At 70.7% G+C, this 26,502-nt stretch carries 23 protein-coding genes; 11 read left to right on the top strand and 12 right to left on the bottom strand.

The genetic code is table 11. The features are described 5' to 3' along the window. Window positions 1-3: 3 nt before the first annotated feature. Entirely contained in the window at window positions 4-456 is a 453-nt protein-coding gene (locus ACFSKW_RS52925; RefSeq protein ID WP_379583184.1) for a hypothetical protein, read from the bottom strand. A gap of 75 nt (window positions 457-531) precedes the next feature. Here ACFSKW_RS52925 and ACFSKW_RS52920 point away from each other — a divergent pair, with 75 nt between their 5' ends. Next, the gene (locus ACFSKW_RS52920) at window positions 532-1,470 is read left to right on the top strand and encodes a hypothetical protein (protein ID WP_379583182.1); all 939 of its coding nucleotides are present in this window, start codon (window positions 532-534) and stop codon (window positions 1,468-1,470) included. 12 nt (window positions 1,471-1,482) lie between these two features. On the opposite strand, the gene ACFSKW_RS52915 is transcribed toward ACFSKW_RS52920, so the two are convergent. Then, a complete protein-coding gene (locus ACFSKW_RS52915; protein WP_379583180.1) occupies window positions 1,483-2,001 on the bottom strand; it encodes a DUF6113 family protein in 519 nt (172 codons plus the stop codon). Between the two features lie 11 nt (window positions 2,002-2,012). Continuing rightward, the gene (gene mshB, locus ACFSKW_RS52910) at window positions 2,013-2,918 is read right to left on the bottom strand and encodes an N-acetyl-1-D-myo-inositol-2-amino-2-deoxy-alpha-D-glucopyranoside deacetylase (RefSeq protein WP_379583178.1); all 906 of its coding nucleotides are present in this window, start codon (window positions 2,916-2,918) and stop codon (window positions 2,013-2,015) included. Between the two features lie 174 nt (window positions 2,919-3,092). Between mshB and ACFSKW_RS52905 the strand changes: the two genes are divergently transcribed. Continuing rightward, on the top strand, window positions 3,093-5,162 hold the full coding sequence (locus tag ACFSKW_RS52905) for a S9 family peptidase (RefSeq protein ID WP_379583176.1): 2,070 nt from the start codon (window positions 3,093-3,095) through the stop codon (window positions 5,160-5,162). Window positions 5,163-5,222: 60 nt separating this feature from the next. On the opposite strand, the gene ACFSKW_RS52900 is transcribed toward ACFSKW_RS52905, so the two are convergent. Together ACFSKW_RS52900 and ACFSKW_RS52895 are read right to left on the bottom strand one after the other, a co-directional pair. Further along, window positions 5,223-5,873: a response regulator gene (locus tag ACFSKW_RS52900; RefSeq protein WP_379583174.1), complete on the bottom strand. Its 651-nt coding sequence runs from the start codon at window positions 5,871-5,873 to the stop codon at window positions 5,223-5,225. Further along, complete coding sequence (locus ACFSKW_RS52895) at window positions 5,870-6,973, bottom strand: sensor histidine kinase (RefSeq protein WP_379583172.1); 1,104 nt, start codon at window positions 6,971-6,973, stop codon at window positions 5,870-5,872. The genes ACFSKW_RS52900 and ACFSKW_RS52895 overlap by 4 nt, the downstream gene beginning before the upstream one ends. Window positions 6,974-7,081: 108 nt before the next feature. Between ACFSKW_RS52895 and ACFSKW_RS52890 the strand changes: the two genes are divergently transcribed. Then, entirely contained in the window at window positions 7,082-8,296 is a 1,215-nt protein-coding gene (locus ACFSKW_RS52890) for an alpha/beta hydrolase family protein (protein WP_379583170.1), read from the top strand. Here ACFSKW_RS52890 and ACFSKW_RS52885 read toward each other — a convergent pair whose 3' ends face one another. The 3 genes from ACFSKW_RS52885 to ACFSKW_RS52875 form a co-directional block, all read right to left on the bottom strand. Continuing rightward, a complete protein-coding gene (locus ACFSKW_RS52885) occupies window positions 8,297-10,054 on the bottom strand; it encodes an ABC transporter ATP-binding protein (protein WP_379583168.1) in 1,758 nt (585 codons plus the stop codon). A gap of 1 nt (window position 10,055) precedes the next feature. Beyond that, window positions 10,056-11,744, bottom strand: coding sequence for an ABC transporter ATP-binding protein (locus ACFSKW_RS52880; protein WP_379583166.1), 1,689 nt, complete (start codon window positions 11,742-11,744; stop codon window positions 10,056-10,058). Window positions 11,745-12,171: 427 nt separating this feature from the next. Beyond that, the gene (locus tag ACFSKW_RS52875; RefSeq protein WP_379583164.1) at window positions 12,172-12,540 is read right to left on the bottom strand and encodes a nuclear transport factor 2 family protein; all 369 of its coding nucleotides are present in this window, start codon (window positions 12,538-12,540) and stop codon (window positions 12,172-12,174) included. 118 nt (window positions 12,541-12,658) lie between these two features. Here ACFSKW_RS52875 and ACFSKW_RS52870 point away from each other — a divergent pair, with 118 nt between their 5' ends. Further along, on the top strand, window positions 12,659-14,377 hold the full coding sequence (locus ACFSKW_RS52870; RefSeq protein WP_379583162.1) for a sensor histidine kinase: 1,719 nt from the start codon (window positions 12,659-12,661) through the stop codon (window positions 14,375-14,377). Between the two features lie 2 nt (window positions 14,378-14,379). Here ACFSKW_RS52870 and ACFSKW_RS52865 read toward each other — a convergent pair whose 3' ends face one another. The 4 genes from ACFSKW_RS52865 to ACFSKW_RS52850 all read right to left on the bottom strand — a co-directional run bounded on the left by ACFSKW_RS52865 (window position 14,380) and on the right by ACFSKW_RS52850 (window position 18,536). Continuing rightward, window positions 14,380-14,985 carry a response regulator transcription factor gene (locus tag ACFSKW_RS52865; RefSeq protein ID WP_379583161.1) on the bottom strand — a complete coding sequence of 202 codons (606 nt, stop codon included), beginning with the start codon at window positions 14,983-14,985 and terminating at the stop codon, window positions 14,380-14,382. A gap of 124 nt (window positions 14,986-15,109) precedes the next feature. Further along, complete coding sequence (locus tag ACFSKW_RS52860) at window positions 15,110-15,850, bottom strand: succinate dehydrogenase/fumarate reductase iron-sulfur subunit (protein ID WP_379583159.1); 741 nt, start codon at window positions 15,848-15,850, stop codon at window positions 15,110-15,112. Continuing rightward, entirely contained in the window at window positions 15,847-17,769 is a 1,923-nt protein-coding gene (locus ACFSKW_RS52855; protein WP_379583157.1) for a fumarate reductase/succinate dehydrogenase flavoprotein subunit, read from the bottom strand. The genes ACFSKW_RS52860 and ACFSKW_RS52855 overlap by 4 nt, the downstream gene beginning before the upstream one ends. Continuing rightward, window positions 17,766-18,536, bottom strand: coding sequence for a succinate dehydrogenase cytochrome b subunit (locus ACFSKW_RS52850; protein WP_379583155.1), 771 nt, complete (start codon window positions 18,534-18,536; stop codon window positions 17,766-17,768). Before ACFSKW_RS52850 ends, ACFSKW_RS52855 begins: the two co-directional genes overlap by 4 nt. A 143-nt stretch (window positions 18,537-18,679) precedes the next feature. On the opposite strand from ACFSKW_RS52850, the gene ACFSKW_RS52845 reads away from it, so the two are divergent. The 7 genes from ACFSKW_RS52845 to ACFSKW_RS52815 all read left to right on the top strand — a co-directional run bounded on the left by ACFSKW_RS52845 (window position 18,680) and on the right by ACFSKW_RS52815 (window position 26,295). Beyond that, the gene (locus ACFSKW_RS52845; RefSeq protein ID WP_379583153.1) at window positions 18,680-19,633 is read left to right on the top strand and encodes a LysR family transcriptional regulator; all 954 of its coding nucleotides are present in this window, start codon (window positions 18,680-18,682) and stop codon (window positions 19,631-19,633) included. Between the two features lies 1 nt (window position 19,634). Then, complete coding sequence (locus ACFSKW_RS52840) at window positions 19,635-20,762, top strand: PP2C family protein-serine/threonine phosphatase (RefSeq protein ID WP_379583151.1); 1,128 nt, start codon at window positions 19,635-19,637, stop codon at window positions 20,760-20,762. Window positions 20,763-20,767: 5 nt separating this feature from the next. Further along, window positions 20,768-22,282 (top strand): sensor histidine kinase, encoded by a 1,515-nt coding sequence (locus ACFSKW_RS52835; protein ID WP_379583149.1) that lies wholly within the window; start codon window positions 20,768-20,770, stop codon window positions 22,280-22,282. Next, window positions 22,279-22,707 carry a response regulator gene (locus ACFSKW_RS52830; RefSeq protein ID WP_379583147.1) on the top strand — a complete coding sequence of 143 codons (429 nt, stop codon included), beginning with the start codon at window positions 22,279-22,281 and terminating at the stop codon, window positions 22,705-22,707. The genes ACFSKW_RS52835 and ACFSKW_RS52830 overlap by 4 nt, the downstream gene beginning before the upstream one ends. A gap of 150 nt (window positions 22,708-22,857) precedes the next feature. Continuing rightward, on the top strand, window positions 22,858-23,643 hold the full coding sequence (locus ACFSKW_RS52825; RefSeq protein WP_379583145.1) for a hypothetical protein: 786 nt from the start codon (window positions 22,858-22,860) through the stop codon (window positions 23,641-23,643). A 25-nt stretch (window positions 23,644-23,668) separates the two neighbouring features. Next, window positions 23,669-25,546: a fumarate reductase/succinate dehydrogenase flavoprotein subunit gene (locus ACFSKW_RS52820; RefSeq protein WP_379583143.1), complete on the top strand. Its 1,878-nt coding sequence runs from the start codon at window positions 23,669-23,671 to the stop codon at window positions 25,544-25,546. Next, complete coding sequence (locus ACFSKW_RS52815) at window positions 25,543-26,295, top strand: succinate dehydrogenase/fumarate reductase iron-sulfur subunit (protein ID WP_379583141.1); 753 nt, start codon at window positions 25,543-25,545, stop codon at window positions 26,293-26,295. Before ACFSKW_RS52820 ends, ACFSKW_RS52815 begins: the two co-directional genes overlap by 4 nt. The last annotated feature ends 207 nt before the right edge of the window (window positions 26,296-26,502 follow it).

Genomic DNA, 26,502 nt, shown 5'->3' with positions numbered 1-26,502 from the left:
GGGTCACTCACTCACCTTCTTGATCCCCTCAGGGAGCGATCTATTCCTCCGCCACCGTGGCGATCTACGGGGGTATCCGCCGTCTTCGAGGCCCGCCAGGCGCTCAAAGGGGTTGTAGGCGGCTTGATCGCCGCAGATCAGCATGGACGCGCCGAGGGAGAGGAGATAGAGCGGGAGCATGGGCAGGCCGACGCACCAGGCCCACTGGGTCGCGTGCCGCCCCTCGTGGTCGAGGAGCCTGCCCGTGAGGTAGGACTCGGGGTGCTTGGTCACGACGACGTTCCCGACGGTGAAGGCGCCCGCGATGGGGAAGCCGTAGCGGTAGCCGTACGCGAGAATGAGGCCGTTGGGGCCGCTCTTTCTCGTCGCCCCGCCGACCGCGGAGATCAGCAGGCCGAGAGGAGTGGAAAGGTTGACGAAGTTCGCGATCCTCCGGATCCGGTGGCGCCTCTCCATGCGTCTCACCCTTGACCGAACTTGACAAATCGGAATAATGATCCCCGTCCTGAAATCTCCCCCAAGAGCAGGATCATGAGATTCATCATTCTGGCCGCCCTGGTGTGCACCATGGCGCTGGCCACCGTCGGCGGCCTCGCCGTCACCCAGACCTCCTCGGCAACCGACACCCCCACGGCTGACCGGCTGGAGTTACCCGTTTCCACCAGCCCCTCCCCCACGCCCACACCGACGTCGACCGCCGCCAAGTACACGGCGACCACCAAGGTCGTGAGCAAGAAGGGCGTCGCGTACCTCGATGTCTCCGTCACCTACGGCGGAGCGGCTCGCTTCACTGTGAAGCAGAAGGTCTGCAAGGGCAAGTCCTGCAGGACGTCCACCAGTTCGCTCCCTGTGACCACCGGCGCGGGCAAGACCTCCACGAAGCTGGGCAAGGGGACCTACAAGAAGAGCGGTAAGGCCGCGGTCTCGCTCAAGGTGCTGCCCTGGCCCACCCGTACGGTCACCGCCACCGCCACCCCCTCGGCGACGGCCACGGTGACGGCGTCGGCGGCCCCTTCGGCCACCGTGACGGTCGGCGCGACGACCACGGTCAACGCCACGACCACGGTGAGCGCCACCACGACCGTCACCGCCACCGCGACGGCGACCACCACGGTCACGGCGGGCCCGACCACCACGATCACGCCCGCGCCGACCGCCACGGTCTACGTCACGTGCACCCCCGCCCCCTCGGCCGGGATCGCCCCTACGGACGGCGGCACGGGCGGCACCACGCCGGCCGCGGTACCGCCGGGGACGGTCACGCCTCCGGCTGCCACCCCGATCACCACCCCGGCCACCACCCCGGCCACCACCCCGGCCACGGCTCCGCTCGTGGCGACCCCCTTGGCGGCGACCCCCACCATCGTCGCCTGCCCGACCACGACACCGACCGGCGACGGCGACGGCGACGGGGCGCCCCAGCCGACCCCGACTCCGACCCCGACGCCCACCCCTGGGACGACTCCGTAAAACCAGCGGTCGTCAGCGGCCCCCGTCGACCGTCGGCGGGGGCTGCGGCGTCACCTGACCCTGCTGGGCCACCGGGCCCTCCTGCGGCATCTGACCCTGCGGCACCTGACCCTGCGGCGTCACCGGGCTGCGCGTCTCGTACCCCCTGAGCAGCCACGTGCCGCCCGACGAGGGCGAGAGCAGGACGGCGACCACCACGGCCACCATCGCCCCGTAGAGGTAGACGAACCCGGCGGAATCACCGGCGATCACCAGATCTCCCGCCGCCCGCTTCAGCGAGAACACCATCGACACCAGCAGCCACCCGATCGCCACCGCCGAAGCGCCGAGCTTGGAGCGCATCATCCGGCCCGCCCAGAAACACACTCCGAACATGGCGGGCACCCAGGCGATCGCGGCCAGCGGCCACGACGGGCCCACGTACCACGCGTGGGTGAACCCGCCCACCACTCCGAGGACGACGCCCAGCACGACCAGCATGCCGTAGGCGGCCCCCGCCAGCGCGGACTCGGCGTGGCTGCGTTGCTCCATAACGGAGGAGGTTAGTGGATGCCGGCGAACAGGTCCTTCTCAAGGGTGTGGGGCTCGCCGAGCCCGCCCGCCTCCACGGGCGCGCTCGGCGAGGTCGCGCCCATGACCCCGCTGCGCAGGATGAAGTGCTCCACCCCGAACGCCTCCTGCCCGATGTTGTTGGACAGCGCGAACCAGGGCGGGTCGACCATGATCTGCGTCGCGTGCGCGCGCATCGCGTCCAGCTTGTTGACCAGGTAGGGCCTGGCGTCCACCTCGGTCGTGATCGCGTCGTCCCGGCAGCCGAAGGGCACGTCGTCGACGTTCTCGGCGACGAAGGCGACATCCGCCCCGTCGATCTCCTCGGCCGTCCTGAGCATGACGGACCTGGCCACGGCCGTGTAGTAGAACTTGGCGACCCGCCATGGCTCGCCCTCGCCGAAGCGCGGATCGGCGGCCAGCTCGAAGGCCCGCCACGCCACCCTGTGGGCCTGGATGTGGTCGGGGTGACCGTAGAAGCCGTTCTCGTCGTAGGTGACCATGACCTGCGGCCGCACCTCGCGAACGATCTTCACCAGCTCTCCGGCGGCCTCCTCGAGGTCGGCCTGCCAGAAGGCGTTGGGCCGGTCGTTGGCCGCGACGCCCATCATGCCGCTGTCGCGCCACCTGCCGGGACCGCCGAGGAAGCGGTGGTCGTCGACGCCCATCGCCTTGCACGCGGCGTCGAGCTCGCCGATGCGGTACGGGCCGAGCGCGTCGTCCCTGTCGGGCGCCAGGTGGGCCAGCGCCGGCGGGATGACCTCGCCTTCCTCGCCCAGCGTGCAGGTGACGAGCGTGACGCGCGCCCCTTCGGCGGCGTACTTCGCCATGGTGGCGCCGGTCCCGATCGTCTCGTCGTCGGGGTGGGCGTGGACGAGCATCAGCCGTCGATCACTCATGCCCCGAGCGTATTCCACGACCCGGTCCTCTCCCGCGCACCACCGAGGCGCGGCCGGTGCGGGGAGCCGCTCGGGGACGTCCGCCAGGCGCCCGGCGGCAGGGGCACGACGGGTCGCCCCGCGGGCCGGTACGGCCGCGCGGACCGGCCGTCTCACCTGGCAAGATGGGGGCTTATGAGTGAGAGCTTCCCGCGCCTGCACGCAAGGACCCGCCGGTTCACCCTCGGAGTGCCCAGGGGCTTCACGATCTCCCCCGACGGCGCCCGCGTCCTCTTCCTGCGCACGCAGTCCGGCACCGACCCGGTGACCTGCCTGTGGGAGCTCGACACCGCCACCCACGTCGAACGCCTGCTCGTCGACCCGCGCGCCCTCGACGCCGAGGAGGAGGACCTCCCACCGGAGGAGCGCGCCCGCCGCGAGCGCACCAGGGAGCAGGCGGGCGGCGTCGTCGCCTACGCCACCGACTCCGCCGTCACGACGGCCGCGTTCGCCCTGTCCGGCGGCCTGTACGTCACCGACGTGGCCACGGGCGCCACCCGGCGGCTGGAGACGCCGGGCGCGGTCATCGACCCCCGCGTCTCGCCCGACGGGCGGCACGTCGCCTACGTGACCGGGGGCGGCCTGCACGTCCACGACCTCGCCACCGGCGAGGACCGCGCCCTCGCCGTTCCCGAGGCCGACACCGTCACCTACGGCCTGGCCGAGTTCATCGCCGCCGAGGAGATGGACCGCTTCCGCGGCTACTGGTGGTCGCCGGGCGGCGACGCGCTCCTGGTCGAGCGGGCCGACGAGGCGCCCGTCCAGACCTGGTACATCGCCGACCCCGCCAACCCCGACCGCCCCGCCGTACCGCAGAGGTATCCGTCGGCGGGCACGGCCAACGCGAGCACCGAGCTCTACGTCATCGGCCTGGACGGCTCCCGGATCGCGGTGCCGTTCGAGGACGAGTACCTCACCACCGCCACGTGGGACGCCCACGCGCTGTCGATCGTGACCATGTCCCGCGACCAGAAGTCGCTGCGCCTGTTCGCCGTGGACCCCGCGACCGGCGCTTCCACCCTGCTGCGCGAGGACACCGACGAGGCGTGGGTCGACGTCGTGACCGGCGTGCCGGGCCACCTCGACGACGGCTCCCTGGTGTGGGTCGCCGCCGACGAGGGCGGCCGCCGGCTGTTCGTCGGCGACCGCGCCGTCACGCCGCCCACGCTGCAGGTGCGCGACGTGCTCGACGTCGACCGCGACACCGTCCTGTTCAGGGCGAGCGGCGACCCGACCGAGATCCAGCTCTGGACGTGGGACGGCCACTCCCTCATGCCCGTCTCCACCGCCTCGGGCGTCTACTCGGGGCGCCTGTCCGGCGGCGTCGGCGTGCTGACCGAGCAGTCGCTCGAGAACGAGGGCGTCTCCACCACGGTCGTCCTGCCCAGCGGCATGACCATCCCGATCCCGTCCCTGGCCGAGCGCCCCGGCCTCGACCTGCGCGTCCACCTCGGCCGCGCGGGCGCCCGCGAGCTGTCGACGGCCGTCGTCTTCCCCTCGTGGCACGAGCCGGGCTCGCGCAAGCTGCCCGTTCTCCTCGACCCGTACGGCGGGCCGCACGCCCAGCGCGTCCTCGCCGCCCAGAGCATGTACCTCACCAGCCAGTGGTTCGCCGAGCAGGGCTTCGCCGTCGTCGTCGTCGACGGCCGCGGCACGCCGGGACGCGGCCCCGCCTTCGAGCGCGCTGTCCTCAACGACCTGGCCACGCCCGTCCTCGACGACCAGATCGACGCGCTCCAGGGCGTCGCCCAGCAGTACCCCGACGACCTCGACCTGTCGAAGGTCGCGATCCGCGGCTGGTCGTTCGGCGGCTACCTGTCGGCACTGGCCGTCCTGCGCCGCCCCGACGTCTTCCACGCGGCCGTCGCGGGCGCGCCGGTGACCGACTGGCGGCTGTACGACACGTGCTACACCGAGCGCTACCTCGGCGACCCCGCCGCCCAGCCGGAGGTGTACGACCAGTCGTCGCTCTTCGCCGACGCCGCCAAGCTGGACCGCCCGCTCCTGCTGATCCACGGCCTGGCCGACGACAACGTGGTGGCCGCCCACACCCTGCGCCTGTCCTCGGCGCTGCTGTCGGCCGGCCGCCCGCACACGGTGCTGCCGCTGTCGGGCGTCACCCACATGACGCCGCAGGAGGTCGTCGCGGAGAACCTGCTGCTGCTCCAGGTGGACTTCCTCAAGAAGTCCCTGGGAACGGCCTGAGCCACGGCCTCGCGGATCCCGCCCCGTCCTTGAGGGGTGGGATCCCGCCCGGGGCCGTGCTCAGACACCCAGGTCGGCGTCGTGGACGAGGATGGCGGCCTGGACTCTGTTGGCGAGGCCGAGCTTGGCCAGCACCCTGCTGACGTGGGCCTTCACGGTCGCCTCCGTCAGGTGGAGTTCGCGGCCCACCTCCGCGTTCGACAGGCCCCTGGCCAGGGCCCTGACCACGTCCTCCTCCCGCCCCGTCAGCGAGGCAAGCCGCCGCCTCGCCGCCTCCGCCCTCGACGGCGCCCGGTCGACGAACGCCGAGATCAGCCGCTTGGTGACCGTCGGGGACAGCATCGCCTGCCCTCCCGCCACGGTCCGTACGGCCGCGGCCAGCTCGCGCGGCGGCGTGTCCTTCAGCAGGAACCCGACCGCCCCCATGCGCAGCGCCTCATGGACGTACTCGTCCAGGTCGAACGTGGTCAGCATGACCACCTTGGGGGCGTCGGGCGCGTCGAGGAGGCGGGCCGCGGCGGCGAGCCCGTCGGTGCCCGGCATCCGCACGTCCATCAGCACGACCTCGGGCCGCAGCCGCGCCGCGGCCGCGATCGCCTCGGCGCCGTCCCTGGCCTCGCCGACGACCACGATGTCGCCCGCCGCCTCCAGGATCAACCGCAGACCCGAGCGGACGAGGGCCTCGTCGTCGGCGATGAGGACGCGGATCACGCGGGAATCCTGGCACGCAGCTCGAAGCCGCCGTCCGGGCGGGGCGCGGCGTGGAGGGTGCCGCCGACCAGCTCGACCCGTTCGCGCAGCCCGACCAGCCCCCAGCCCGACTCGGGGAGGGGGGCGGCCTGCCGTACGGGAGGCTGGTTGGAGACCACCACCTCCAGCGAGGACGGCAGGAAGCGCACGGCGACGTCGGCGGCGGTCTCGCCCGCGTGCTTGTGGACGTTGGTGAGCGCCTCCTGCACCACGCGGTAGGCGGTGCGCTCGGCCGTGAGACCGACGGCGCGGGCCTCGCCCTCGTCGTGCCTGGTCAGGGTGATGCCGAGGGCGCGTGACCGGTCGAGGAGCTCGTCGAGGTCGGCCAGGGTGGGCTGCGGCCCCCGGGGCACGGCCTGCGCCGGCGCCCGCAGGACGCCGAGCACGTCGCGGAGGTTGGTCAGCGCCTCCCTGCCGATGTCGCCGATGAGGGCGGCCGCCTCCGCCGTCCGCTGGTCCGAGGTGCCGACCTCGAGCGCGCCCGCGTGCATGACCATGAGCGAGACCCGGTGGGCGACGACGTCGTGCATCTCGCGGGCGATGCGGGCGCGTTCCTGGGCGCGCGCCTGCTCGGCGCGCATGACCTGCTCGCGTTCGAGGCGGTCGGCACGATCCCTGGCGGCGGCGAGCACCTCCCGCCTGGCTCTGACCCACAGGCCGAGGACCAGCGGCAGCCCGACCACCGCCACACCCATGAGCGCGGCGTTGGCGAACGTGCCGGTCATCAGCTCCCGCTCGCCGCCGAGCCATCCCGAGACCCAGGTGGACAGGCCGACCACGGCCACCGCGCCGCCCGCGCAGGCGGCGACGGTCCGCCGCTCGCGCAACGTGGTGCCGGCGAGGTAGGAGGCGACGAGCAGCGGCGGCCACATCGCGAGCGCCACGTAGGCGACGGCGCCCACGACGGCCAGCGGCCACCACGCTCGCCGCGCGTACAGCGCCGCCACGCCCGCGAGAGCGGCGATCAGCGTCGTCAGCGGCCACGGCAGGTCGGACGGCACTCCCATCTGGCCGTTGACGACGCCCAAGGAGGTCAGGAACACCACGGCGCCGAGCAACATGCTCCGAGCGTACGGCGCAGCGATCCGGACTTCTTACGACGAAAGTCGTAAATCGCGATAGACGATCGGGTCGGGCCATCCGCCGTCGCGGCGGCCAGATTGATCCGCATGAGGAACGCATTCGTTGTCGCAGCCCTGTCCACCGCCGTGCTGGCGAACGGCACGGCCGCCGCCCAAGCCGGGAGCGCACGGGCAGGGACGGCACAGGCCGGGAGCGCGCGGACCGGGGCGGCACAGACCGGGACCGTCCAGACCGAGGCCCTCCGCGCTGGGACCGCCCACGCCGGGACGGCACGAGCCGGGACCGCCCCGGCCTGGACCGCCCGCGACGCCGCCAAGCCGGCACTGCCCGAGCCGACGGGCGACCGACCCGTCGGCACGACCACCCTGCACCTGGTCGACGCCTCCCGCCCGGACCCGTGGAACCCCGACGCCGGCGAGCGTGAGCTGCTGGTCTCGCTGTGGTACCCGGCCACCAAGCCTGGCGGCAGGCGCGCGCCGTACATGACGAAGGAGGAGTCCGCGGCCGTACTGAAGGGCTTCGACGTGCCGCCGGACGCGCTGGTCAGGACCAGGACGCACGCCAGGCTGACCCCTCCGCCCAAGGGCCTGCGCATGCCGCTTGTGCTGATGTCACCGGGCTTCACCTTCCCGAAGGCCACGCTGACCTCGCTGGCCGAGGACCTCGCCGCCAGGGGCTACCTGGTGGCGGCCGTCGAGCACACCTACGAGTCGGTCGCCACGACCTTCCCCGACGGCCGGACCACCACCTGTCTGGCCTGCGTGCGCGGCCAGGACGGGGCGAAGGTCGCCGGGGTGAGGGTCGCCGACCTGCGGTTCGTCCTCGACGAGCTGATCGGGCGCGGGCTCGCCGACCGGGCGAGGATCGTCGGCGTCGGCCACTCGATGGGCGGCAACAGCGCCGTGCAGTCGCTGCTGGCCGACAGCAGGGTGAAGGCGGCGGTGAACCTCGACGGGACGTTCCATCCCGTCGTGGCGGAGCTGGACAGGCCGGTGATGATGGTCGGCACCACCGACCACACGCCCGAGGGCCGTGACACCACGTGGAAGCAGTCGTGGGCCAACCTCAAGGGGTGGAAGCGGTGGATCACCGTGAAGGGGACCGACCACGCGGCCTTCGTCGACTACGCGGTGCTCAGGCCGCAACTCGGCCTTCCCGGGAGCGCGATCGAGGGCGAGCGCGCACTGAAGATCACCCGCGCCTACGTCGCCGCCTTCGTCGACCGGCAGCTGAAGGGCAAGGACGGGCCGTTGCTCGACGGCCCGTCCCAGGCCTACCCCGAGGTGCGCTTCTGGAAGTGATCAGCGCGCGGTCGGCGCGGGGGCGCCGTGCCAGCTGGCCCACAGGGCGGCGTAGGAGCCGCCCTCGGCGACCAGCTCGTCGTGCGAGCCCAGCTCGCTGATGCGCCCGTCCTCCACGACCGCCACCCGGTCGGCGTCGTGCGCGGTGTAGAGCCGGTGCGCGATCGCGATCACGGTGCGCCCGTCGAGGACGGCCGCGAGCGACCGCTCCAGGTTGCGCGCGGCACGCGGATCGATCAGCGACGTCGCCTCGTCCAGCACCAGCGTGTGCGGATCGGCCAGCACCAGCCTCGCCAGCGCGAGCTGCTGGGCGTGCGCGGGCGAGATCGCCGTGCCGCCCGAGCCGACCATCGTGTCGAGCCCCTCGGGCAGCGAGTCCACCCACTCCATCGCGTCGACGGCCCCGAGCGCCTCCAGCACCTCGTCGGTCGACGCCGACGGCCTGGCGATCAGCAGGTTGTCGCGCAGCGAACCGCGGAAGACGTGGTGCTCCTGGGTCACCAGCGCCACGTGCCCCCGCAGGTCGTCGAGCGGCAGGTCGACCAGCGGCACGCCGCCGACCGTGACCTCGCCCGTGCGCGGGCCGTGGATGCCGGCCAGCAGCCTGCCGAGCGTCGACTTGCCCGCTCCGGAGGGGCCGACCATGGCCAGCCGCTCCCCGGGCCGCAGCGACAGCGAGACGCCGTGCAGGACGTCATGCCCCTCGCGGTAGGCGTACCTGACGTCGGTGGCCACCAGGTGCTCGCCGCGCGGGGCGTCCGCGCCGGCCGTACGGTCGTCCGGCACGTTGGCCACGCCCAGCAGGCGCGCCATCGCGGCCCCGCCGACCTGCAGCTCGTCGATCCACATCAGGAACCTGTCGAGCGGGTCGATGAGCTGCTGCGCGTACAGGACGGCCGCGGTGACCTGGAAGATCGTCACCCAGTCGTTGATGTAGAACATCCCGCCGACCAGCAGCGCGACGACCACGGGGATCACGTAGCCCAGCTCGACGGCGGGGAACCACACCGTGCGCAGGCCCAGCGTGTAACGCTCGGCCGCCCACGAGCGCGAGATGTCGCCGTCGGTGCGGGCGTGCCGCCTGTCCTGCAGGCCGAGGGCCTCGACCGTGCGGGCGCCCTCGACCGTCTCGGCCAGTCCCTCCGTCATGTCCGCGTAGGCGGCGTTCTCACGCAGGTACCCGTCGCGCGCCCGGTTGAGGTACCACCGGGTGGAGATCCAGATGATGGGTGCGGCCAGCAGCATCGGCAGCATGAGCAGCGGGCTGACCAGCAACATCGCCCCGACGGTGATCGCCCCCGTGACGAGCGCGATCAGCGTCTCCGGCACCGCGTGGCGGACGGTCCTGGACAGCGAGTCGACGTCGCGCGACGTCCGCGTGATCAGGTCGCCGGAGCCCGCCCGCTCGACCGTGGACAGCGGCAGCGCCAGCACCCGCTCGACGAACTCCTCCCGCAGCTCGGCGAGCACCTTCTCGCCGAGCCTGGAGGAGCCCAGCACGGCGAAGCGGACCAGCGCAGACTGCAGCACCAGGAACGTTCCGATGCCGACGGCCACCAGGACGCCGTTGACGTCCGCGCCCTCCTGCACGTCCTGCACCAGCCGCCCGAGCTGCCACGGTACGGCGAGCCCCGCCACCGCGGCCAGCGCGTGCAGCGCGAGCGCGAAGGTCAGCTCACGCGGGTACTTCAACGTCAGCCGCCGGGCGTAGGCACGCACCTGCGCCTGGTCGGCGACAGGAAGAATCTCCCGAGCCATGTCAGTCCTCCCCTCTCGTCACTGTCGCCGCGTAGGCGGGTTCGGTGGCGAGCAGCTCACGGTGCGCGCCCTCGGCGATCACCCTGCCGCCCTCCACATAGATCACGTGCTCGGTGCGGTCGAGCACCAGCGGGCTGGTCGTGCAGACCAGCGTCGTCCTTCCCGCGCGCGCCCTGGCCAGCCGGTCGGCGATGCGCGCCTCGCTGTGCGCGTCGACCGCGCTGGTCGGCTCGACCAGGATGAGCACCTCGGGGTCGGCGACCAGCGCCCTCGCCAGGCGCAGGCGCTGCTGCTGACCGCCGGAGAACTCCCGCCCCGCCTCGGCCACGTGGGCGTCGAGGCCGTCGGGGAGCGCCTCCACGATGTCCTCGGCGCACGCGGTGTGCAGCGCCCGCCGTACGGCCTCCTGCGAGGCGCCGCCGCGGACGTCGAGCTCGTCGCGGAGCCTGCCCGCGAACAGCCTGGCGTTGTTGTCGGCGACCAGAACCCTGGCGCGGACCTCGCTCAGCGGCAGCGACCCGAGGTCGGTGCCGCCGAAGGAGACCTCGCCGTCGGTGTAGCGGCCGAGGCGGTCGGCGATCTCGATGGCGTCCTCGGGCGTGCCGGCCGCGATGGCGGTCAGCACGCCGGGCTGGACCGAGACGCCGCTCTTGACGTCGTGCAGCAGGCCGCCCTGCGAGGACTCGCCGCCGCCGGACACCTCGGGCTCGATCGCCAGGATCCTGACGACCCTGCGGGCGGCGACGTGGCCCTTGGTGAGCTTGTCGGCGGCCTCGGTGAGCGTGCGCATGGGGCCGATCAGGAACACCGCGTAGACGTAGAACTCGACCAGCTGGCCCGTCCTGATCTGCCCGCCGATGGCGAAGGAGGCGCCGATGCCGGTGACGATCGCGATCAGCAGGCCCGGCAGGAGGATCTGCGCGCCCTCCAGCATCGACTCCACGCGCGCCACGCGGACGCCCGCGTGCCGTACCCGCTGGGACTCCTCGCGGTAGCGCTCGGAGAAGACCTGCTCGCCGCCGATGCCGCGCAGCACGCGCAGGCCGGCGACGATGTCGGCGGCCCTGGTGGACAGCTCGCCCTGGAGCTCCCTGTGCGCCTGCTGCCGCTTGTGCAGCGGTTTGAGCAGCGGTCCGACGGCGACCGCCATCAGCGGCACGCCGATGAGCACCAGCAGCCCGAGCTCCAGCGACGTGGAGATCATGATCACGGTCACCGTGACGATCGCCACGACCGAGCCCGTGCCGCGCAGCAGGATGTCCATCGAGTTGCCGATGTGGGCGATGTCGGAGTTGCCGACGCTCACCACCTCGCCTGTCGACAGCCGCTTGGGCAGCGTCGCGCCCAGCCTGGTCGCCTGCCTGGTCGTCACCTGGACGGTGCGGTAGGCGGCGGCCAGCCAGTTGTAGACGGCGAGCCTGTGGCGCATGATGCCCGCGAAGGCCTGCACGAGCCCCAGCCCGAACAGCACGGCCGACCAGGTCACCAGGGCGCTGGAGTCCTTGCCCTGGACCGCGTCGATGCCCCTGCCGAGCACGTGCGGCATGAGCGCCTGGGCCAGCCACCACAGCGTGGCGTATCCGATGCCTACGGCAAGGGCGCCCGCCTGGCTGCGCGCCGTCCAGAGGAGGTAGCGCATGGGCGTGCGGAAGTCAGGGGTGCCGGGATCGGCATGGGGTAGGGAGCGCATAGCCCGTCAAGATTGACAAAGTTCCCGCTGATCAGGCAATCGGTTTTCCGTCCCCACCAGCCACAGGGGTCACTCCCCCGCGGGCGGCCTGGTGACCGCCCTGCGCCCGCGCAGCACGACGTGAAGGGGGTATCGCAGGACCTCCGGCTCGGCGCGGGGATCGGCCGCGTAGACGACCAGATCGGCGAGCCCGCCTTCGGCCAGACCAGGAAGGCCGAGCCGTCACCGTCACCGACTCGCCCGCGGGCCGGTCGAAGGTCAGGCGGTCGCCGACCACCCACAGGTCGCGCACGTCGTCTTCGGGCAGGATCGTCCCTCTGAAGTGCAGGTGCATGCCTGTTTCCTCCGATGTCATGACTCGGGAGCCGTCCCGGCCATCCTGCCCGAGAGGACCGGGCACCGCCTCCCGATCCCCGCGGGCGATCCGTCAGGAGGCGGGGACCTTGTCGAGGAAGCCGTGGACCTGGACGATGCGCCCGTCCTCGTCCAGCACCGCCACGTCGAACCCGACGACCACGGGCTCGGTCATGCCCGCCGGCGCCGCGTTCCAGGTGAACCTGACGAGGTTGTGGTGTCCGTCCACGGGACCGCCCGGGGTGAAGACGAAACCGGGGAACATGCCCTGCGCCCCGCCGATGAGCGCGCTGATCGCCTCGTGTCCCGTCACCGCGGCCAGCGGGTCGGTGTAGCCGCCGTCCTCGGTCCAGAGGTCCGCGACCAGCTTGGCGCGGGCGTCGGCGTCCGTCTCGTTCCACGCCGCCAGGTACCGCTCGACGACACCACTGATATCAGTCATGAAATATCCCCGTTTGGGCTAGTTTTGGTACGCCTCAAGCATCTCGGGACGCCCGGGACGGTTGTAGTGCGCGGTGCGCGAGGTCGGACTGCGGTCCGCGGGGGAAAGGACGTGCGGGATGCACATGCCGCGCATGATCGTGGCCGCCTGGCTGGTCGCCTACTGGGTCGTCATGATGACCAGGAACCTGGCCATCGCCCCGACCGTGTCCCACGCCCTGGTGGTGGGTACGCTCCTCGCCCTCCAGATCGTCGTCGTCGTGGTGGCGGCCGGGGCCGCGCGCGGGGGCTGGTGGTACGTGGCGGCGCAGACGGCGCTCACCTACGGACCGCCGGCCTTCCTGTCCGGCATGTGGCACGTGGGGAGCGGCTTCATCGTGGCCACCCTCCTGCTCGCCGTCCACCACTGGATCCGCTGGCCGCTGTCGATCGTGGCGGGCGTCGTCGCCGCCGCGGTGCACACGTCGTGGTGGCCGGCCCACACCGTGGGCGACCTGGCCTGGCCGTTCGTCGCGGCCCTCAACGCGGGGCTCGCCTGCTTCATCCTCGTGCACATGGCGAGGCTGACCGGCCGGCTGCACGCCACCCGCGACGAGCTGTCGCGGGAGACCCTCGCCCAGGAACGGCTGCGCGCCGCCGTACGGCTGCGCGGCGCGCTCGGCGACCACCTGTCCGCGATCACGGCCGCGCTGGAACGGGCGAGGGACCACGACCGGGAGGCCGCCCATGAGATCCGGCGCGCCGCCGGCCTCGCCCGCGCCACGCTCGGAAAGGTGCGCGAGGTGGCCGTGGGCCACCGCGACACGTCCGTTCCCACCCGCGAGCCGCCTAGACCCCTGCTGATGTACGGCGCGCTGGTGGTCACGCTGACCATGCACGTCTGGCAGACCCAGGCGAACATCGGCCTGCAGCGGCTCGGCTACCTCCCCCTCGTGCTGGCCGTCGCCTTCCTGCAGGTCGGCGTGGTGGTGTGGCCACGCCATGTCCGATGGCTCCTGCCGCTCCAGGCCGCGCTCTCGCTGGTGCCCATGAGCTTCCTGGGCTGGGAGTGGGGCGCGATAGCCGGCTTCGTAGCCGTCTCGTTCCTGCTCAAGGTCAGACCGCCGTGGTCGTTCCTGCTCGCGGGGCTGGTCATGACGGTCATCGGCACGATGCGCATCCCCGCCGAAGCGGCGGCCGGCTACGACGCCGTCGTCGTGAGGATCTACTGGGTCGCGGGCAACCTGGCCATGATCATCAACCTCTACGGGGCGGCGAAGCTGGCCGACCTGGCCGCCGACCTGCACGAGAGCAGGGAGCGGCTGGTCAGGATGACCGTGCTGACAGAGAGGCTGCGGCTCTCGCGCGACGTGCACGACCTCATGGGCTTCGGCCTGTCGGCGATCGCGCTCAGGTGCGACGTCCTGCTGCGGACCGGCCACACCCGCGCCGATCTCGACGGCCTCGTCGAGCTGAGCAGGCGGGTCCGCGACGAGTCCTACGCCGTGGCGCGCTCGTCCGGCGACCTGTCCTTCCCCGAGGAGTTGGAGGCGGCACGGGCTGTACTGGAGGCCGCGGGCATCGAGGTGGACATCCAGGTGAGCGGCCATCCCCCGGCGGCGCTGGCGCCGGTGCTCAGGGAGTCGGTCACCAACCTGCTACGTCACAGCGTCGCCATGCACGTCACGATCACCTGCACGCCCTCGCGGCTGACCGTGGTCAACGACGGCGTCAGGCCCGCGGCGGACAGCGGCGGCCTCGGCCTCGCCAACCTGCGCGAACGCGTCACCTCGGCGGGCGGCAGACTCGCCACCGAGCTGGCGGGCGGCCGCTTCACGATCTCCGCCGAGCTGGCCTGACGTCAGAGCCAGCCCGCGTCTCCGGCGATGCGGACGGCGTCGAGCCTGTTGCGTGCGTTCAGCTTGGTCACCGCGGACGCGAGATAGTTGCGCACGGTCCCCTCGGACAGGAACAGATCAGCGGCGATCTTCGCGGCGTCGGCTCCGGAGGCGAGCAGCCGGAGGATCTCCGCCTCCCGCGGGGTCAGCGGGCTCTCCGGCGCTTCGAGCGCGGCCAGCGCCAGCCGCTGGTCCACCACCCGTTCGCCCGCCCGCACCTTGCGGATCGCCTCGGCCAGGTTCTCGGGCGTGGTCTCCTTCGGCAGGAATCCGCCCACACCCGCCGCCAGCGCCCGCTTCAGGTGGGCGGGTCTGGCCAGGGCGGTGAGGATCACCGTCGCGCACGCGGGAAGCCGCTCGCGCAGCGCCGCCGCGGCGGTGATCCCGTCGGTCACCGGCAGGTCGATGTCGATCACCGCCACGTCCGGACGGTGTTCCAGCGCGGCGGGCACGATCGCGTCGCCCGTCTCCACGGTGGCGACGACCTCCATGTCGGATTCGAGGGCGAGCAGCGTCGCCAGCGCCTCGAGAAGGATCCGCTGGTCCTCGGCCAACAGCACCCGGATCATTCGCCGCCAACCCCCACGTCTGCCGCCTCCATGGCGTCGCGTGCACAGCATGCCCTATCGGGCGGCGGCCCCGGAACGCCGCGAGCCGTACCCCGGGCAGGGGGCGGCTCGCGGCGCGCGTGGACTACTTGGAGTTGGCCTTGAGGAAATCGCCGTTCATCCTGGCGATGGTGTCGAGCGGGATCCCCTTCGGGCAGACCGCCGTGCACTCGCCGGTGTTGGTGCATCCGCCGAAGCCCTCGGCGTCCATCTGGTCCACCATCGCCTTGGCGCGGGTGATGCGCTCGGGCTGGCCCTGCGGCAGCAGCGACAGGTGGGTGATCTTCGCGGCGGTGAACAGCGAGGCCGAGCCGTTCGGGCAGGCCGCCACGCACGCGCCGCAGCCGATGCAGGTGGCCGCGTCGAAGGCGTCGTCGGCGTCCTCCTTGCGCACGGGAAGGCTGTGCGCGTCGGGGGCCGAGCCGGCGGGAACGGAGATGAAGCCGCCCGCCTGGATGATGCGGTCGAACGCCGACCTGTCGACGACCAGGTCCTTCACCACGGGGAACGGCGCGGCACGCCACGGCTCGATGGTGATGGTGGCGCCGTCCTCGAAGTGGCGCATGTGCAGCTGGCACGTGGTGGTGGCGCGCTGCTCGCCGTGCGCCACGCCGTTGATCACCATGCCGCACATGCCGCAGATGCCCTCGCGGCAGTCGTGGTCGAAGGCGATCGGGTCGTCACCCGAGAGGATCAGCTGCTCGTTGACGACGTCGAGCATCTCCAGGAAGGACATGTCCGGCGACACGTCCTTGGCCTGGTAGGTCACCATCCGGCCGGCGTCGTCGGGACCGCTCTGGCGCCAGACCTTGAGGGTCAGGTTCACTTGTAACTCCGCTGGCTCATCTTGACGTACTCGTACTCGAGCGGTTCCTTGTGCAGCACCGGGCCCTCGGGGCCGCGCTCCCACGCCGACACGTGCGCGAAGTGCTCGTCGTCGCGCAGCGCCTCACCGTCGGCGTCCTGCGACTCGGCGCGGAAGTGGCCGCCGCACGACTCGGTGCGGACCAGGGCGTCCAGGCACATGAGCTCGGCCAGGTCGAAGAAGTCGGCGACCCGCCCTGCCTTCTCCAGTACCTGGTTGAGCTCCTCGGCGGTGCCGGAGACCTTGACGTTGCGCCAGAACTCCTCGCGCAGCGAGGGGATCAGCTCCAGCGCCTTGCGCAGCGACTCCTCGGTGCGCTCCATGCCGCAGTAGTCCCACATGATCTTGCCGAGCTCGCGGTGGAAGGAGTCGGGAGTGCGGGTGCCGTTGATCGACAGCAGCTTGTTGATCTTCTCGCGGACCTTGATCTCGGCCTCGGCGACGGCCTCCTCGTCGACCTCGCCGTAGGGACCGTTGGCCAGGTAGTCGCCGATGGTGGTCGGCAGGACGAAGTAGCCGTCGGCCAGGCCCTGCATCAGCGCGGAGGCGCCCAGCCTGTTGGCGCCGTGGTCGGAGAAGTTCGCCTCGCCGATCACGAACAGGCCGGGGATCGTGGACTGCAGGTCGTAGTCCACCCACAGGCCGCCCATCGTGTAGTGGACGGCGGGGTAGATGCGCATCGGCGTGTCGTAGGGGTTCTCGCCGGTGATGCGCTCGTACATCTCGAAGAGGTTGCCGTACTTCTTCTCGACGGCGTCGCGCCCGAGGCGGTTGATCGCGTCGCGGAAGTCCAGGTAGACGCCGAGCCCGCCGGGGCCGACGCCGCGGCCCTCGTCGCAGACGTTCTTGGCGGCGCGGGAGGCGATGTCACGCGGCACCAGGTTGCCGAAGGCGGGGTAGATCCGCTCCAGGTAGTAGTCGCGCTCCTCCTCGGGGATCTCCCCCGGAGCCCGCGAGTCGCCCTTGGACAGCGGCACCCACACCCGGCCGTCGTTGCGCAACGACTCCGACATCAGCGTCAGCTTCGACTGGTACTCGCCGGAGACCGGGATGCAGGTCGGGTGGATCTGCGTGTAGCAGGGGTTGGCGAAGTAGGCGCCCTTCTCGTGCGCCCGCCAGATCGCCGTGGTGTTGCAGCCCTTGGCGTTCGTCGACAGGTAGAAGACGTTGCCGTAGCCGCCGGTGGCCAGCACGACCGCGTCGGCCGTGTGCCGCTCGATCTCGCCGGTGACCATGTCGCGGACGATGATGCCGCGCGCCCTGCCGTCGGAGACGATCAGCTCGAGCATCTCGTGCCTGGTGAACATCTCCACGGTGCCCGCCGCCACCTGCCGCTCCAGTGCCTGGTAGGCGCCGAGCAGGAGCTGCTGGCCCGTCTGGCCGCGCGCGTAGAAGGTACGGGAGACCTGGGCGCCGCCGAAGGAGCGGGTGTCGAGCAGCCCGCCGTACTCGCGGGCGAACGGCACGCCCTGGGCGACGGCCTGGTCGATGATGTTCACCGACACCTGGGCGAGCCGGTAGACGTTCGACTCGCGGGCGCGGAAGTCGCCGCCCTTGACCGTGTCGTAGAACAGCCGGTAGATCGAGTCACCGTCGCCGCGGTAGTTCTTCGCGGCGTTGATGCCGCCCTGCGCGGCGATGGAGTGCGCGCGCCTGGGCGAGTCCTGGTAGCAGAAGGACTTGACGTTGTAGCCGAGCTCGCCGAGCGTCGCGGCGGCCGAGCCGCCCGCGAGTCCCGTGCCGACCACGATGACGTTCAGCTTGCGCTTGTTGGCCGGGTTGACCAGCTTGGCGCTGAACTTCCGCTTCTCCCACCGCTCCTCGATCGGCCCGGAGGGAGCCTTGGTGTCCCTGATGTCGGGACCCTCGGTGTAATTCACTTCACCACTCCAGTCATGACGGCGAACGGCACGGCGAGGAAGCCGATGACCAGCACGGCCGAGATCAGGCCTGCCACGGCGTTCAGCGTCCTGTAGCGGCTGCCGTTCGACCAGCCGAGCGTCTGGAACATGCTCCACAGGCCGTGGCGCAGGTGGAGACCCACCATCACGACGGCGACGACGTAGAAGACGGTCACCCACCAGCGTCCGGGCTGGAAGCCGTCGATCAGCCGCTCGGACGGGTTGGAGTCGAAGCCCGCCGGGTTGACGACGCCGAAGGTCAGGTCGAGCAGGTGCCAGATGACGAACAGCGCGATCGTGATGCCGCCGAACCGCATGATGTGCGTGGTGTAGCCCTTGGCCTGCGACTTCTTGACCGCGTACTTCACCGGGCGGGCCTTGGACGCGCGCCTGGCCAGCGTGATGGCCGCCCACATGTGCAGGACGACGCTGACGAACAGGACGACCTCGGTGAGCGTCAGCACCGTGCGGTACGGCACGAGCGGCTCGCCCATGACGCGCAGGAAGTGCGCGTACTCGTCGAAGGAGGCCTTGCTGAGGAAGATCTTGAGGTTGCCGGCCATGTGAAGGAGCAGGAACAGCACAAGGATGGCGCCCGTGACGGCCATCACGGCCTTCTTGCCGTTCGAGGAGCCCAGGAACCCGCCGGTCTTCTTGGACGTTGAAGGCTTGGCCGGTGGCTTGGGCGCCTTGGCTGGGGAGGTAACCGGCGCGGTGGCGGATCCGCGCTCAATCGTGGCTGTCACGTCTTCCGACGCTAATTACGCTGGCATTATCCGTCCAAGTCATCACGGTTCTGGTTTCGATAGCCTACGGCTATTCCTCCGGTAGAGCGCGGCATGGCACCCGCTGCCGTGCGACCAATCTCACACCCCCTACGCTGTGGAAAGTGCAGCTCCAGCAGCTTGCCTACTTCGTCGCGGTGGCGGAGACGAGGCACTTCACCCAGGCCGCTGAGCGCATGCGCGTGGCGCAGCCCTCGCTGAGCAAGCAGATCAAGGCGCTGGAGTCGGAGCTGGGGGCGCCGCTGTTCTCCCGCGCGCGGGGCAACGTCGCCCTGACCGCCGCAGGCGAGGCGCTGCTGCCGCTGGCGCGCCGGATGCTGGCCGACGCCGACACCGCCCGCCAGGAGGTGGCCGAGCTGGCGGGGCTCAGGAGGGGGCGGGTACGGCTGGGCGCCACCCCGTCGCTCTGCGCGGGACTGCTGGCCGACGCGCTGGCGCGCTTCCATCGCGAATATCCGGGCATCGAGCTGCTGGTGGAGGAGGGCGGCTCGCGTGACCTGGTTAGAGCGCTCGCCAGGGGGCAGCTCGACCTCTCAGTGATCATCATGCCGCTGCAGAGCGACGACCCAGCCCTGGTGACCGAGGAGATCCTGCGCGAGAACCTCGTGGTCGCCTCGCCTTCGCATGAGCGCGTGCGCAGGCCGTACCTGCGGATAGAGGACCTGCGCGGGCGGCCCATGGTGATGTTCAGGCGCGGCTACGACCTGCGGGAGGCGACGCTGGCAGCCTGCAGGCAGGCGGGGTTCGAGCCCAGGTTCGCGGTCGAGGGCGGCGAGATGGACGCGGTGCTGCGCTTCGTGGAGGCGGGCCTCGGGGTGGCGGTGGTGCCGTCGATGGTGCTGGACGGCCGGCCGGGCCTGACGGGTATCCCCCTCGCGCCGCCGGGGCTGCGCCGTACGATCGCCCTGGCGCACCGCAAGGACGTCGAACAGACCAGGGCGGCCCAGGCCTTCCGCGCCACCTTGCTCTTCTTCCTCGCGGAAGCGGAACATGGGGGCGAACTCCCCCAAGGCGTCGAGCTCATCAGAGGTGTACGTGACAGCACACGGCCTGCCTGAAATGCCGCCTCTGCTGCTCATCGAGGATGACGCAGGCGACGCGTTCCTGGTCGAGGAGCTGCTGCAGGAGGTGGAGAAGCCGCCGAGGATCACGTGGGTGCGCAGCATGGCCGAGGCGAAGGAACGCTTCACCCGTGACATCCAGTGCGTTCTCGTCGACCTCTCGCTGCCCGACGCGAGCGGTATGGAGGCGCTGCGCCACGTGCTGGCCATGGCGCCGGACGTGGCCGTGCTCGTGCTCACCGGGCTCAACGACGCGCACGTCGGCATCGCGGCGGTGGCAGAGGGCGCCGAGGACTACCTGGTCAAGGGGGACGTCGACGCCCGCCTGCTGGCCAGGGCCATCCGTTACGCCCTCGAACGCAAACGCGCCGACCTGGCCCACCAGCGGCTCATCCAGTCGGAGCTGATCCGCAGGGAGAACACCCGCCTGGAGCACGGCCTGCTGCCCGTGCCGCTGCTCGCGCCCGGTTCTGTCGAGCACCACACCCGCTACCTCCCCGGACGGCAGCGCTCGCTGCTGGCCGGCGACTTCTACGACACCGTCCAGGGTCCCGACGGGGCGATCCACACCGTGGTCGGCGACGTGTGCGGCCACGGCCCCGACGAGGCCGCGCTCGGGGTCGCGCTCCGCATCGCCTGGCGCACGCTGACACTGGCGGGACGGCACGGCAACGACGCGCTCCGGACGCTCGACACCGTGCTCAGGCACGAGCGCAGGTCTCCCGAGATCTTCACCACGCTCTGCACCGCCACCATCGAGCCGGGCCTGCGCCACGCGACGATGCATCTCGTCGGCCATCCCCCGCCGGTCCTCATCAGAGGGGACGAGATCGACGTCGTCAGGGGCGGTCCTTCGGGGCCGCCGCTCGGCATCTTCCCCGAGATCGAGTGGAAGGCCATCGACGTGCCGCTCGGCGACGAGTGGTCGCTGCTCGTCTACACCGACGGGCTGATCGAGGCCTCGGTCGACGGCGGGCCCGACCTGCTCGGCACCGAGGGATTACTGTCGATCATCGAGGAGCAGGAGGGCATCGACCTCGACAGGCTGATCGAGCGCGTCACGGAGATCAACAGAGAAGCGCTCGGCGACGATCTCGCCGCCGTGCTGATCGCGAGGAAGGGATGAGCCGCGTGTCCGCCCTGCGCCCGCTGCCCGCCCCCAAGCCGCCCACGGGGTACGGCAGGCTGCCGATCGGACGCTGGTTCCTGTTCGCCGGCGTGGTCGGCCTGCTCGTCCTCCTGGCGGGCGCGGCGGTGACCATGGGCACGCTGAGCCAGCTGTCCGACGCGCGTCGCACGGTGATCGAGGTCGTCGACCCCGCGACGCTGGCCACGCTCGACCTGTCGGTCGCGCTGTCGGCCCAGGAGGGGGCGGCCAGAAGCTTCGGCCTGACCACCGACCCCCAGTACGTCGCCGTCTACCGGCAGGCCCGTGCCGACGAGGACGAGGCCGTCCGCCGCATCAACCGCCTCGTGCCAGGGCCCAGACTCGACGCCATCACGAAGGCGGCCGCCGCGTGGCGCGCGCAGTACGGCGAGCCCGTCATCGAAGGCACGCCGCTCACCAGGGAGAACGCCGGCGTCAACAGCGTCAGGTTCGGGGAGGTGCGCGCTGCGATCAGCGCCCAGCGCACCTACCTGGAGAACCTCCACGCCACCAGCAGCGCCCGGCTGAACGACCGGGCCAGGAGCTCCACGTTCGCGTTCGGCGTGCTGGCCGCCGTCCTCGTGGCCCTGCTCGTGCTGATCGGCTTCATCGTCAGGCACGTGGTGCTGCGTCCCGTCGCCGACCTCACCGCCCAGGTCCGCGCGGTCGCCCACGGCGACTTCGAGCATCCGCTGCGCATCGACAGGCCCGCCGAGCTGGCGGAACTGGCGGGCCACATCGACGCGATGCGCCGCAGGATCCTGGCCCAGTGGCGGCGGTCGGACGAGCAGGCCGAGGAGCTCAGGCGCTCCAACGGCGAGCTCGAGCAGTTCGCCTACGTCGCCAGCCACGACCTGCAGGAGCCGCTGCGCAAGGTGGCCAGCTTCACCCAGATGCTGGAGCAGCGGTACGGCGACCAGCTCGACGACAGGGCCAAGCAGTACATCGCCTTCGCCGTCGACGGCGCCAAGCGGATGCAGCTGCTCATCAACGACCTGCTGGACTTCTCCAGGGTCGGCAGGATCGGCGGCGAGAAGGTGCCGCTCGACGCCGGCCTGCCGATGGCCGACGCCGTCGCCAACCTCGCCACCCAGATCGAGGAGACGGGCGCCGAGGTGACCTGCGGCCCGCTGCCCGAGGTGACGGGCAACAGGAGCCAGCTCGCCCAGCTGTTCCAGAACCTCGTCGGCAACGCCGTCAAGTTCAGGGGCGACGAGCCGCCCGTCGTCCGCGTCGAGGCCCGCAGGGACGCCGAGGGCATGTGGGAGTTCTCCTGCGCCGACAACGGGATCGGGATCGAGGACAAGTACGCCGAGCGGATCTTCCTGATCTTCCAGAGGCTCCACACCCGCGACCGCTATCCCGGAACCGGCATCGGACTGGCGCTGTGCAAGAAGATCGTGGAGTATCACGGGGGCCGGATCTGGCTGGACAACCACGAAGGGCAGGGCCGCGGCACGACCGTGCGGTGGACCCTTCCGGGCAGGAGCGACCCATGAACGTGCTACTGGTCGAGGACGACCCTGGCGACGTCCTCCTGACCAGGGAGGCGTTCGAGCTCAACCAGGTGCGCAACAGCCTGTACGTCGTCAACGACGGCGAGCAGGCCATGGCCTTCCTGCGCAGACAGGGCGAGTACACGGCCATGCCCAGGCCCGACATGATGCTGCTCGACCTCAACCTGCCCCGCAAGGACGGCAGGGAGGTGCTCTCCGACGTCAAGGGCGACCCCGACCTGCGCAGCATCCCGATCGTGGTCCTCACCACCTCCGAGGCGGAGGAGGACATCCTGCACAGCTACCGCCTCCACGCCAACGCCTACGTGACCAAGCCGGTGGATCTTCACCAGTTCATCAGGGTCGTCAGGCAGATCGACGACTTCTTCGTCAGTGTGGTTAAACTTCCCCGCAGCGGGCAGGGGTGACGGGAATCACAGCCGGGCATCCAAAAAGTGAGTGATGCTTCTCACACAACCCGATGCCATCGTCGTAACGTATCCCCCACCAATGCGCGAGAGGCGAGTGATTCCACCACCCTCGTAGCACCCATTCCGCGGGAGGTGGAGAGATCCGCGATGACCCAGACGACCTCTGAACCCCAGGTCAGGAGAGAGCGCGCCAGGATCACGGTGCGCACGTTGCGCAGTGATCGGTGGTGGCTCGCGCCACTGCTGACCTTCTTGGGGCTGATGTCCTTTCTTGTCTACGGTGTGTGGGCGATCATCGACGGCAGTTACTTCGTCGACCCCTACATCGCACCGTTCTCGTCCCCGTGCCTGGCGACCTCGTGTCCGGAGGGAGCCCGCTTCCTCGGGTTCGCGCCGTTCGGGGACTGGTACACCCTGCCGCCAGGCCTGCTGATCCTCGGCCTGCCCGGCGGGTTCCGGTTCACCTGCTACTACTACCGCAAGTCCTACTACCGCTCGTTCTGGCTGTCGCCTCCGGCCTGCGCCGTCCAGGAGCCGCACGGCAAGTACACGGGCGAGGGCCGCTTCCCGCTGATCCTGCAGAACGTCCACCGCTACTTCTTCTACGCGGCGATCGTGATCGGCCTCATCCTCGCCTACGACGCGGTGCTAGCACTGGTCCACAAGCCGCTCGGGCTCGGCACCTGGATCCTGATCGCCAACGCGATCCTGATCAACCTGTACACGCTGTCGTGCCACTCCTGCAGGCACATCACCGCGGGACGGCTCAACCACTTCTCGCGCCACCCGCTGCGCTACAAGGCCTGGACGTTCGTCTCCAAGCTCAACGCCAAGCACCAGCCGCTGGCGTGGGCATCGATGTTCTCGGTGATGGGCGCGGACCTCTACGTCCGCCTCGTGGCCAAGGGCATCATCAACTTCCCGTACGCATAAGGACCCGGAACACGTGGGATCTCAAGTGGAAATCGAGCGTCACGAATACGACGTCGTCGTCATCGGCGCCGGCGGCGCGGGACTTCGGGCCGCCATCGAGGCCCGTCAGCAGGGCAAGCGCACCGCGATCGTGTGCAAGTCGCTGTTCGGCAAGGCCCACACGGTCATGGCCGAGGGCGGCGCGGCGGCGGCCATGGGCAACGTCAACCCTGACGACAACTGGATGGTGCACTTTCGCGACACCATGCGCGGCGGCAAGTTCCTGAACAACTGGCGCATGGCCGAGCTGCACGCGAAAGAGGCTCCCGACCGGGTGTGGGAGCTGGAGGCGTGGGGCGCGCTGTTCGACCGTACGAAGGACGGGAAGATCAGCCAGCGCAACTTCGGCGGCCACGAGTACCCGCGTCTCGCGCACGTGGGCGACCGTACCGGGCTGGAGCTGATCCGCACCCTGCAGCAGCGCGTCGTCGCCCTGCAGCAGGAGGACTACGAGAACCACGGCGACTACGAGGCCTACATCAAGGTGTTCGCCGAGTGCACGGTCACCCGCCTGCTGAAGGACGGCGACTCCATCGCGGGCGCGTTCGGGTACTGGCGCGAGACCGGCAACTTCGTGCTCTTCGACGCCCCCGCGGTGGTGCTCGCCACCGGCGGCATCGGCAAGTCGTACGTCGTGACCTCCAACTCCTGGGAGTACACCGGCGACGGCCACGCCCTGGCCCTGCTGGCCGGCGCGAAGCTCATCAACATGGAGTTCATCCAGTTCCACCCGACCGGCATGGTGTGGCCGCCGTCCGTGCGCGGCATCCTGGTCACCGAGTCGGTCCGCGGCGACGGCGGCGTGCTGCGCAACTCCCTCGGCGAGCGGTTCATGTTCAACTACATCCCCGAGGTGTTCAAGGACAAGTACGCCACCACCGAGGAGGAGGGCGACCGCTGGTACACCGACCAGGCCAACAACCGCCGCCCGCCGGAGCTGCTGCCGCGTGACGAGGTGGCCCGCGCGATCAACTCCGAGGTGAAGGCCGGACGCGGATCGCCCCAGGGCGGCGTCTTCCTCGACGTCTCCACCCGGCTGCCCGCCGCCGAGATCATCAAGCGGCTTCCGTCGATGCACCACCAGTTCAAGGAACTGGCCGACGTCGACATCACCGCCGAGCCGATGCAGGTGGGCCCGACCTGCCACTACATCATGGGTGGCGTCGAGGTCGACGCGGACACCGGCGCCGCCGACGTCCCAGGGCTGTTCGCCGCGGGCGAGGTCTCGGGCGGCATGCACGGCTCCAACAGGCTCGGCGGCAACTCGCTGTCCGACCTGCTGGTGTTCGGCAGGCGCGCGGGCGCGGGAGCCTCCGCCTACGTCGACTCCCTGCCCGCGCGGCCGGCCGTGTCGCAGGACAGCGTCGACAGCGCGCGAGCCGAGGCGCTCGCCCCGCTCGAGCGCTCGGGCGAGAACCCCTACGAAGTCCACCACGAGCTCCAGCGGACCATGAACGACCTGGTCGGCATCATCCGCAAGGCCAGCGAGGTCTCCGAGGCGCTGGAGGTCGTGGAGAAGCTGAAGGAGCGCGTGCACCTCGTCGGCGCGGCCGGCGGCCGGATCTACAACCCCGGCTGGCACCTCGCGCTCGACCTGCGCAACATGCTGCTGGTCTCCGAGTGCGTGGCCAAGGCCGCGCTGCTGCGCCAGGAGAGCAGGGGCGGCCACACCCGCGACGACTTCCCCGGCATGAACCCCGAGTGGCGGCGCAAGCTGCTGGTCTGCGCCGCCGCTCCCGACGGCTCGGCCGTCACCGTCGAGGAGAAGCAACAGCTCCCGATGCGTGACGACCTGCTGGCCCTGTTCGAGCCGGCCGAGCTGAAGAAGTACCTCACCGACGAAGAGTTGGACGGGATCGAATGAGTTACAAGGCGAAGTTCCGCGTCTGGCGCGGTGAGGGCGGCGAGGGCAAGCTCGAGGACTTCACCGTCGAGGTCAACGAGGGCGAGGTCGTCCTCGACATCATTCACCGCCTCCAGGCGACGCAGGCGCCCGACCTGGCCGTGCGGTGGAACTGCAAGGCCGGCAAGTGCGGCTCCTGCTCCATGGAGATCAACGGCAAGCCGAAGCTCGGCTGCATGACCCGCATGTCCACCTTCGCGGAGGACGAGACGATCACGGTCACGCCGATGCGCACCTTCCCCGTCATCAAGGACCTGGTGTGCGACGTGTCGTTCAACTACCAGAAGGCCAGGGAGGTGCAGTCCTTCACGCCGCCGGCCGACGTGCGTCCGGGCGAGTACCGGATGAAGCAGGTGGACGTCGAGCGCTCGCAGGAGTTCCGCAAGTGCATCGAGTGCTTCATGTGCAACAACGTCTGCCACGTGATCCGCGACCACGAGGAGAACAAGCCGGCCTTCTCGGGGCCGAGGTTCCTCATGCGGATCGCCGAGCTGGACATGCACCCGTACGACGTGGCCGACCGCAAGGAGGCCGCGCAGAAGGAGCACGGGCTCGGCTACTGCAACATCACCAAGTGCTGCACCGAGGTCTGCCCCGAGCACATCAAGATCACTGACAACGCGCTGATCCCGATGAAGGAGCGCGTCGTCGACCGCAAGTACGACCCGCTGGTCTGGCTCGGCAACAAGATCTTCAAGCGCCAGAGCTGACCCCGAAGGGCCGCCCGCGATCCCCGGGCGGCCCTTCGTCTCGTTCTCGACTCGCGGCCCGCACTGGGGCCGCTCCCCCTGCCGCCGCGGGCGGTCCAGGTCCGTCGGCGCGGTCATCCGCCGCGGGTGACCCATCCGGTACGGCTGCGCCGGGTCACGCGCCGACCGCCGTCGTGGGCGCGCGCCTGTCCCCGTGCGCCTCTCCTG

Origin of the sequence: Nonomuraea mangrovi (assembly GCF_042681425.1) — a bacterium.
In the GTDB taxonomy this organism is placed as follows: Bacteria; Actinomycetota; Actinomycetes; order Streptosporangiales; family Streptosporangiaceae; genus Nonomuraea; species Nonomuraea mangrovi.
Note: the sequence above shows the minus strand (reverse complement) of the source record. Positions and strands in the feature narration are given on the sequence as shown.

What these genes read in the sequence shown, in the direction of transcription:
- ACFSKW_RS52925 (WP_379583184.1), bottom strand. Translation starts at nt 456, where the DNA reads ATGGAGAGGCGCCACCGGATCCGGAGGATCGCGAACTTCGTCAACCTT.
- ACFSKW_RS52920 (WP_379583182.1), top strand. Translation starts at nt 532, where the DNA reads ATGAGATTCATCATTCTGGCCGCCCTGGTGTGCACCATGGCGCTGGCC.
- ACFSKW_RS52915 (WP_379583180.1), bottom strand. Translation starts at nt 2,001, where the DNA reads ATGGAGCAACGCAGCCACGCCGAGTCCGCGCTGGCGGGGGCCGCCTAC.
- mshB (WP_379583178.1), bottom strand. Translation starts at nt 2,918, where the DNA reads ATGAGTGATCGACGGCTGATGCTCGTCCACGCCCACCCCGACGACGAG.
- ACFSKW_RS52905 (WP_379583176.1), top strand. Translation starts at nt 3,093, where the DNA reads ATGAGTGAGAGCTTCCCGCGCCTGCACGCAAGGACCCGCCGGTTCACC.
- ACFSKW_RS52895 (WP_379583172.1), bottom strand. Translation starts at nt 6,973, where the DNA reads ATGTTGCTCGGCGCCGTGGTGTTCCTGACCTCCTTGGGCGTCGTCAAC.
- ACFSKW_RS52890 (WP_379583170.1), top strand. Translation starts at nt 7,082, where the DNA reads ATGAGGAACGCATTCGTTGTCGCAGCCCTGTCCACCGCCGTGCTGGCG.
- ACFSKW_RS52885 (WP_379583168.1), bottom strand. Translation starts at nt 10,054, where the DNA reads ATGGCTCGGGAGATTCTTCCTGTCGCCGACCAGGCGCAGGTGCGTGCC.
- ACFSKW_RS52880 (WP_379583166.1), bottom strand. Translation starts at nt 11,744, where the DNA reads ATGCGCTCCCTACCCCATGCCGATCCCGGCACCCCTGACTTCCGCACG.
- ACFSKW_RS52875 (WP_379583164.1), bottom strand. Translation starts at nt 12,540, where the DNA reads ATGACTGATATCAGTGGTGTCGTCGAGCGGTACCTGGCGGCGTGGAAC.
- ACFSKW_RS52870 (WP_379583162.1), top strand. Translation starts at nt 12,659, where the DNA reads ATGCACATGCCGCGCATGATCGTGGCCGCCTGGCTGGTCGCCTACTGG.
- ACFSKW_RS52865 (WP_379583161.1), bottom strand. Translation starts at nt 14,985, where the DNA reads ATGATCCGGGTGCTGTTGGCCGAGGACCAGCGGATCCTTCTCGAGGCG.
- ACFSKW_RS52840 (WP_379583151.1), top strand. Translation starts at nt 19,635, where the DNA reads ATGCCGCCTCTGCTGCTCATCGAGGATGACGCAGGCGACGCGTTCCTG.
- ACFSKW_RS52830 (WP_379583147.1), top strand. Translation starts at nt 22,279, where the DNA reads ATGAACGTGCTACTGGTCGAGGACGACCCTGGCGACGTCCTCCTGACC.
- ACFSKW_RS52825 (WP_379583145.1), top strand. Translation starts at nt 22,858, where the DNA reads ATGACCCAGACGACCTCTGAACCCCAGGTCAGGAGAGAGCGCGCCAGG.
- ACFSKW_RS52815 (WP_379583141.1), top strand. Translation starts at nt 25,543, where the DNA reads ATGAGTTACAAGGCGAAGTTCCGCGTCTGGCGCGGTGAGGGCGGCGAG.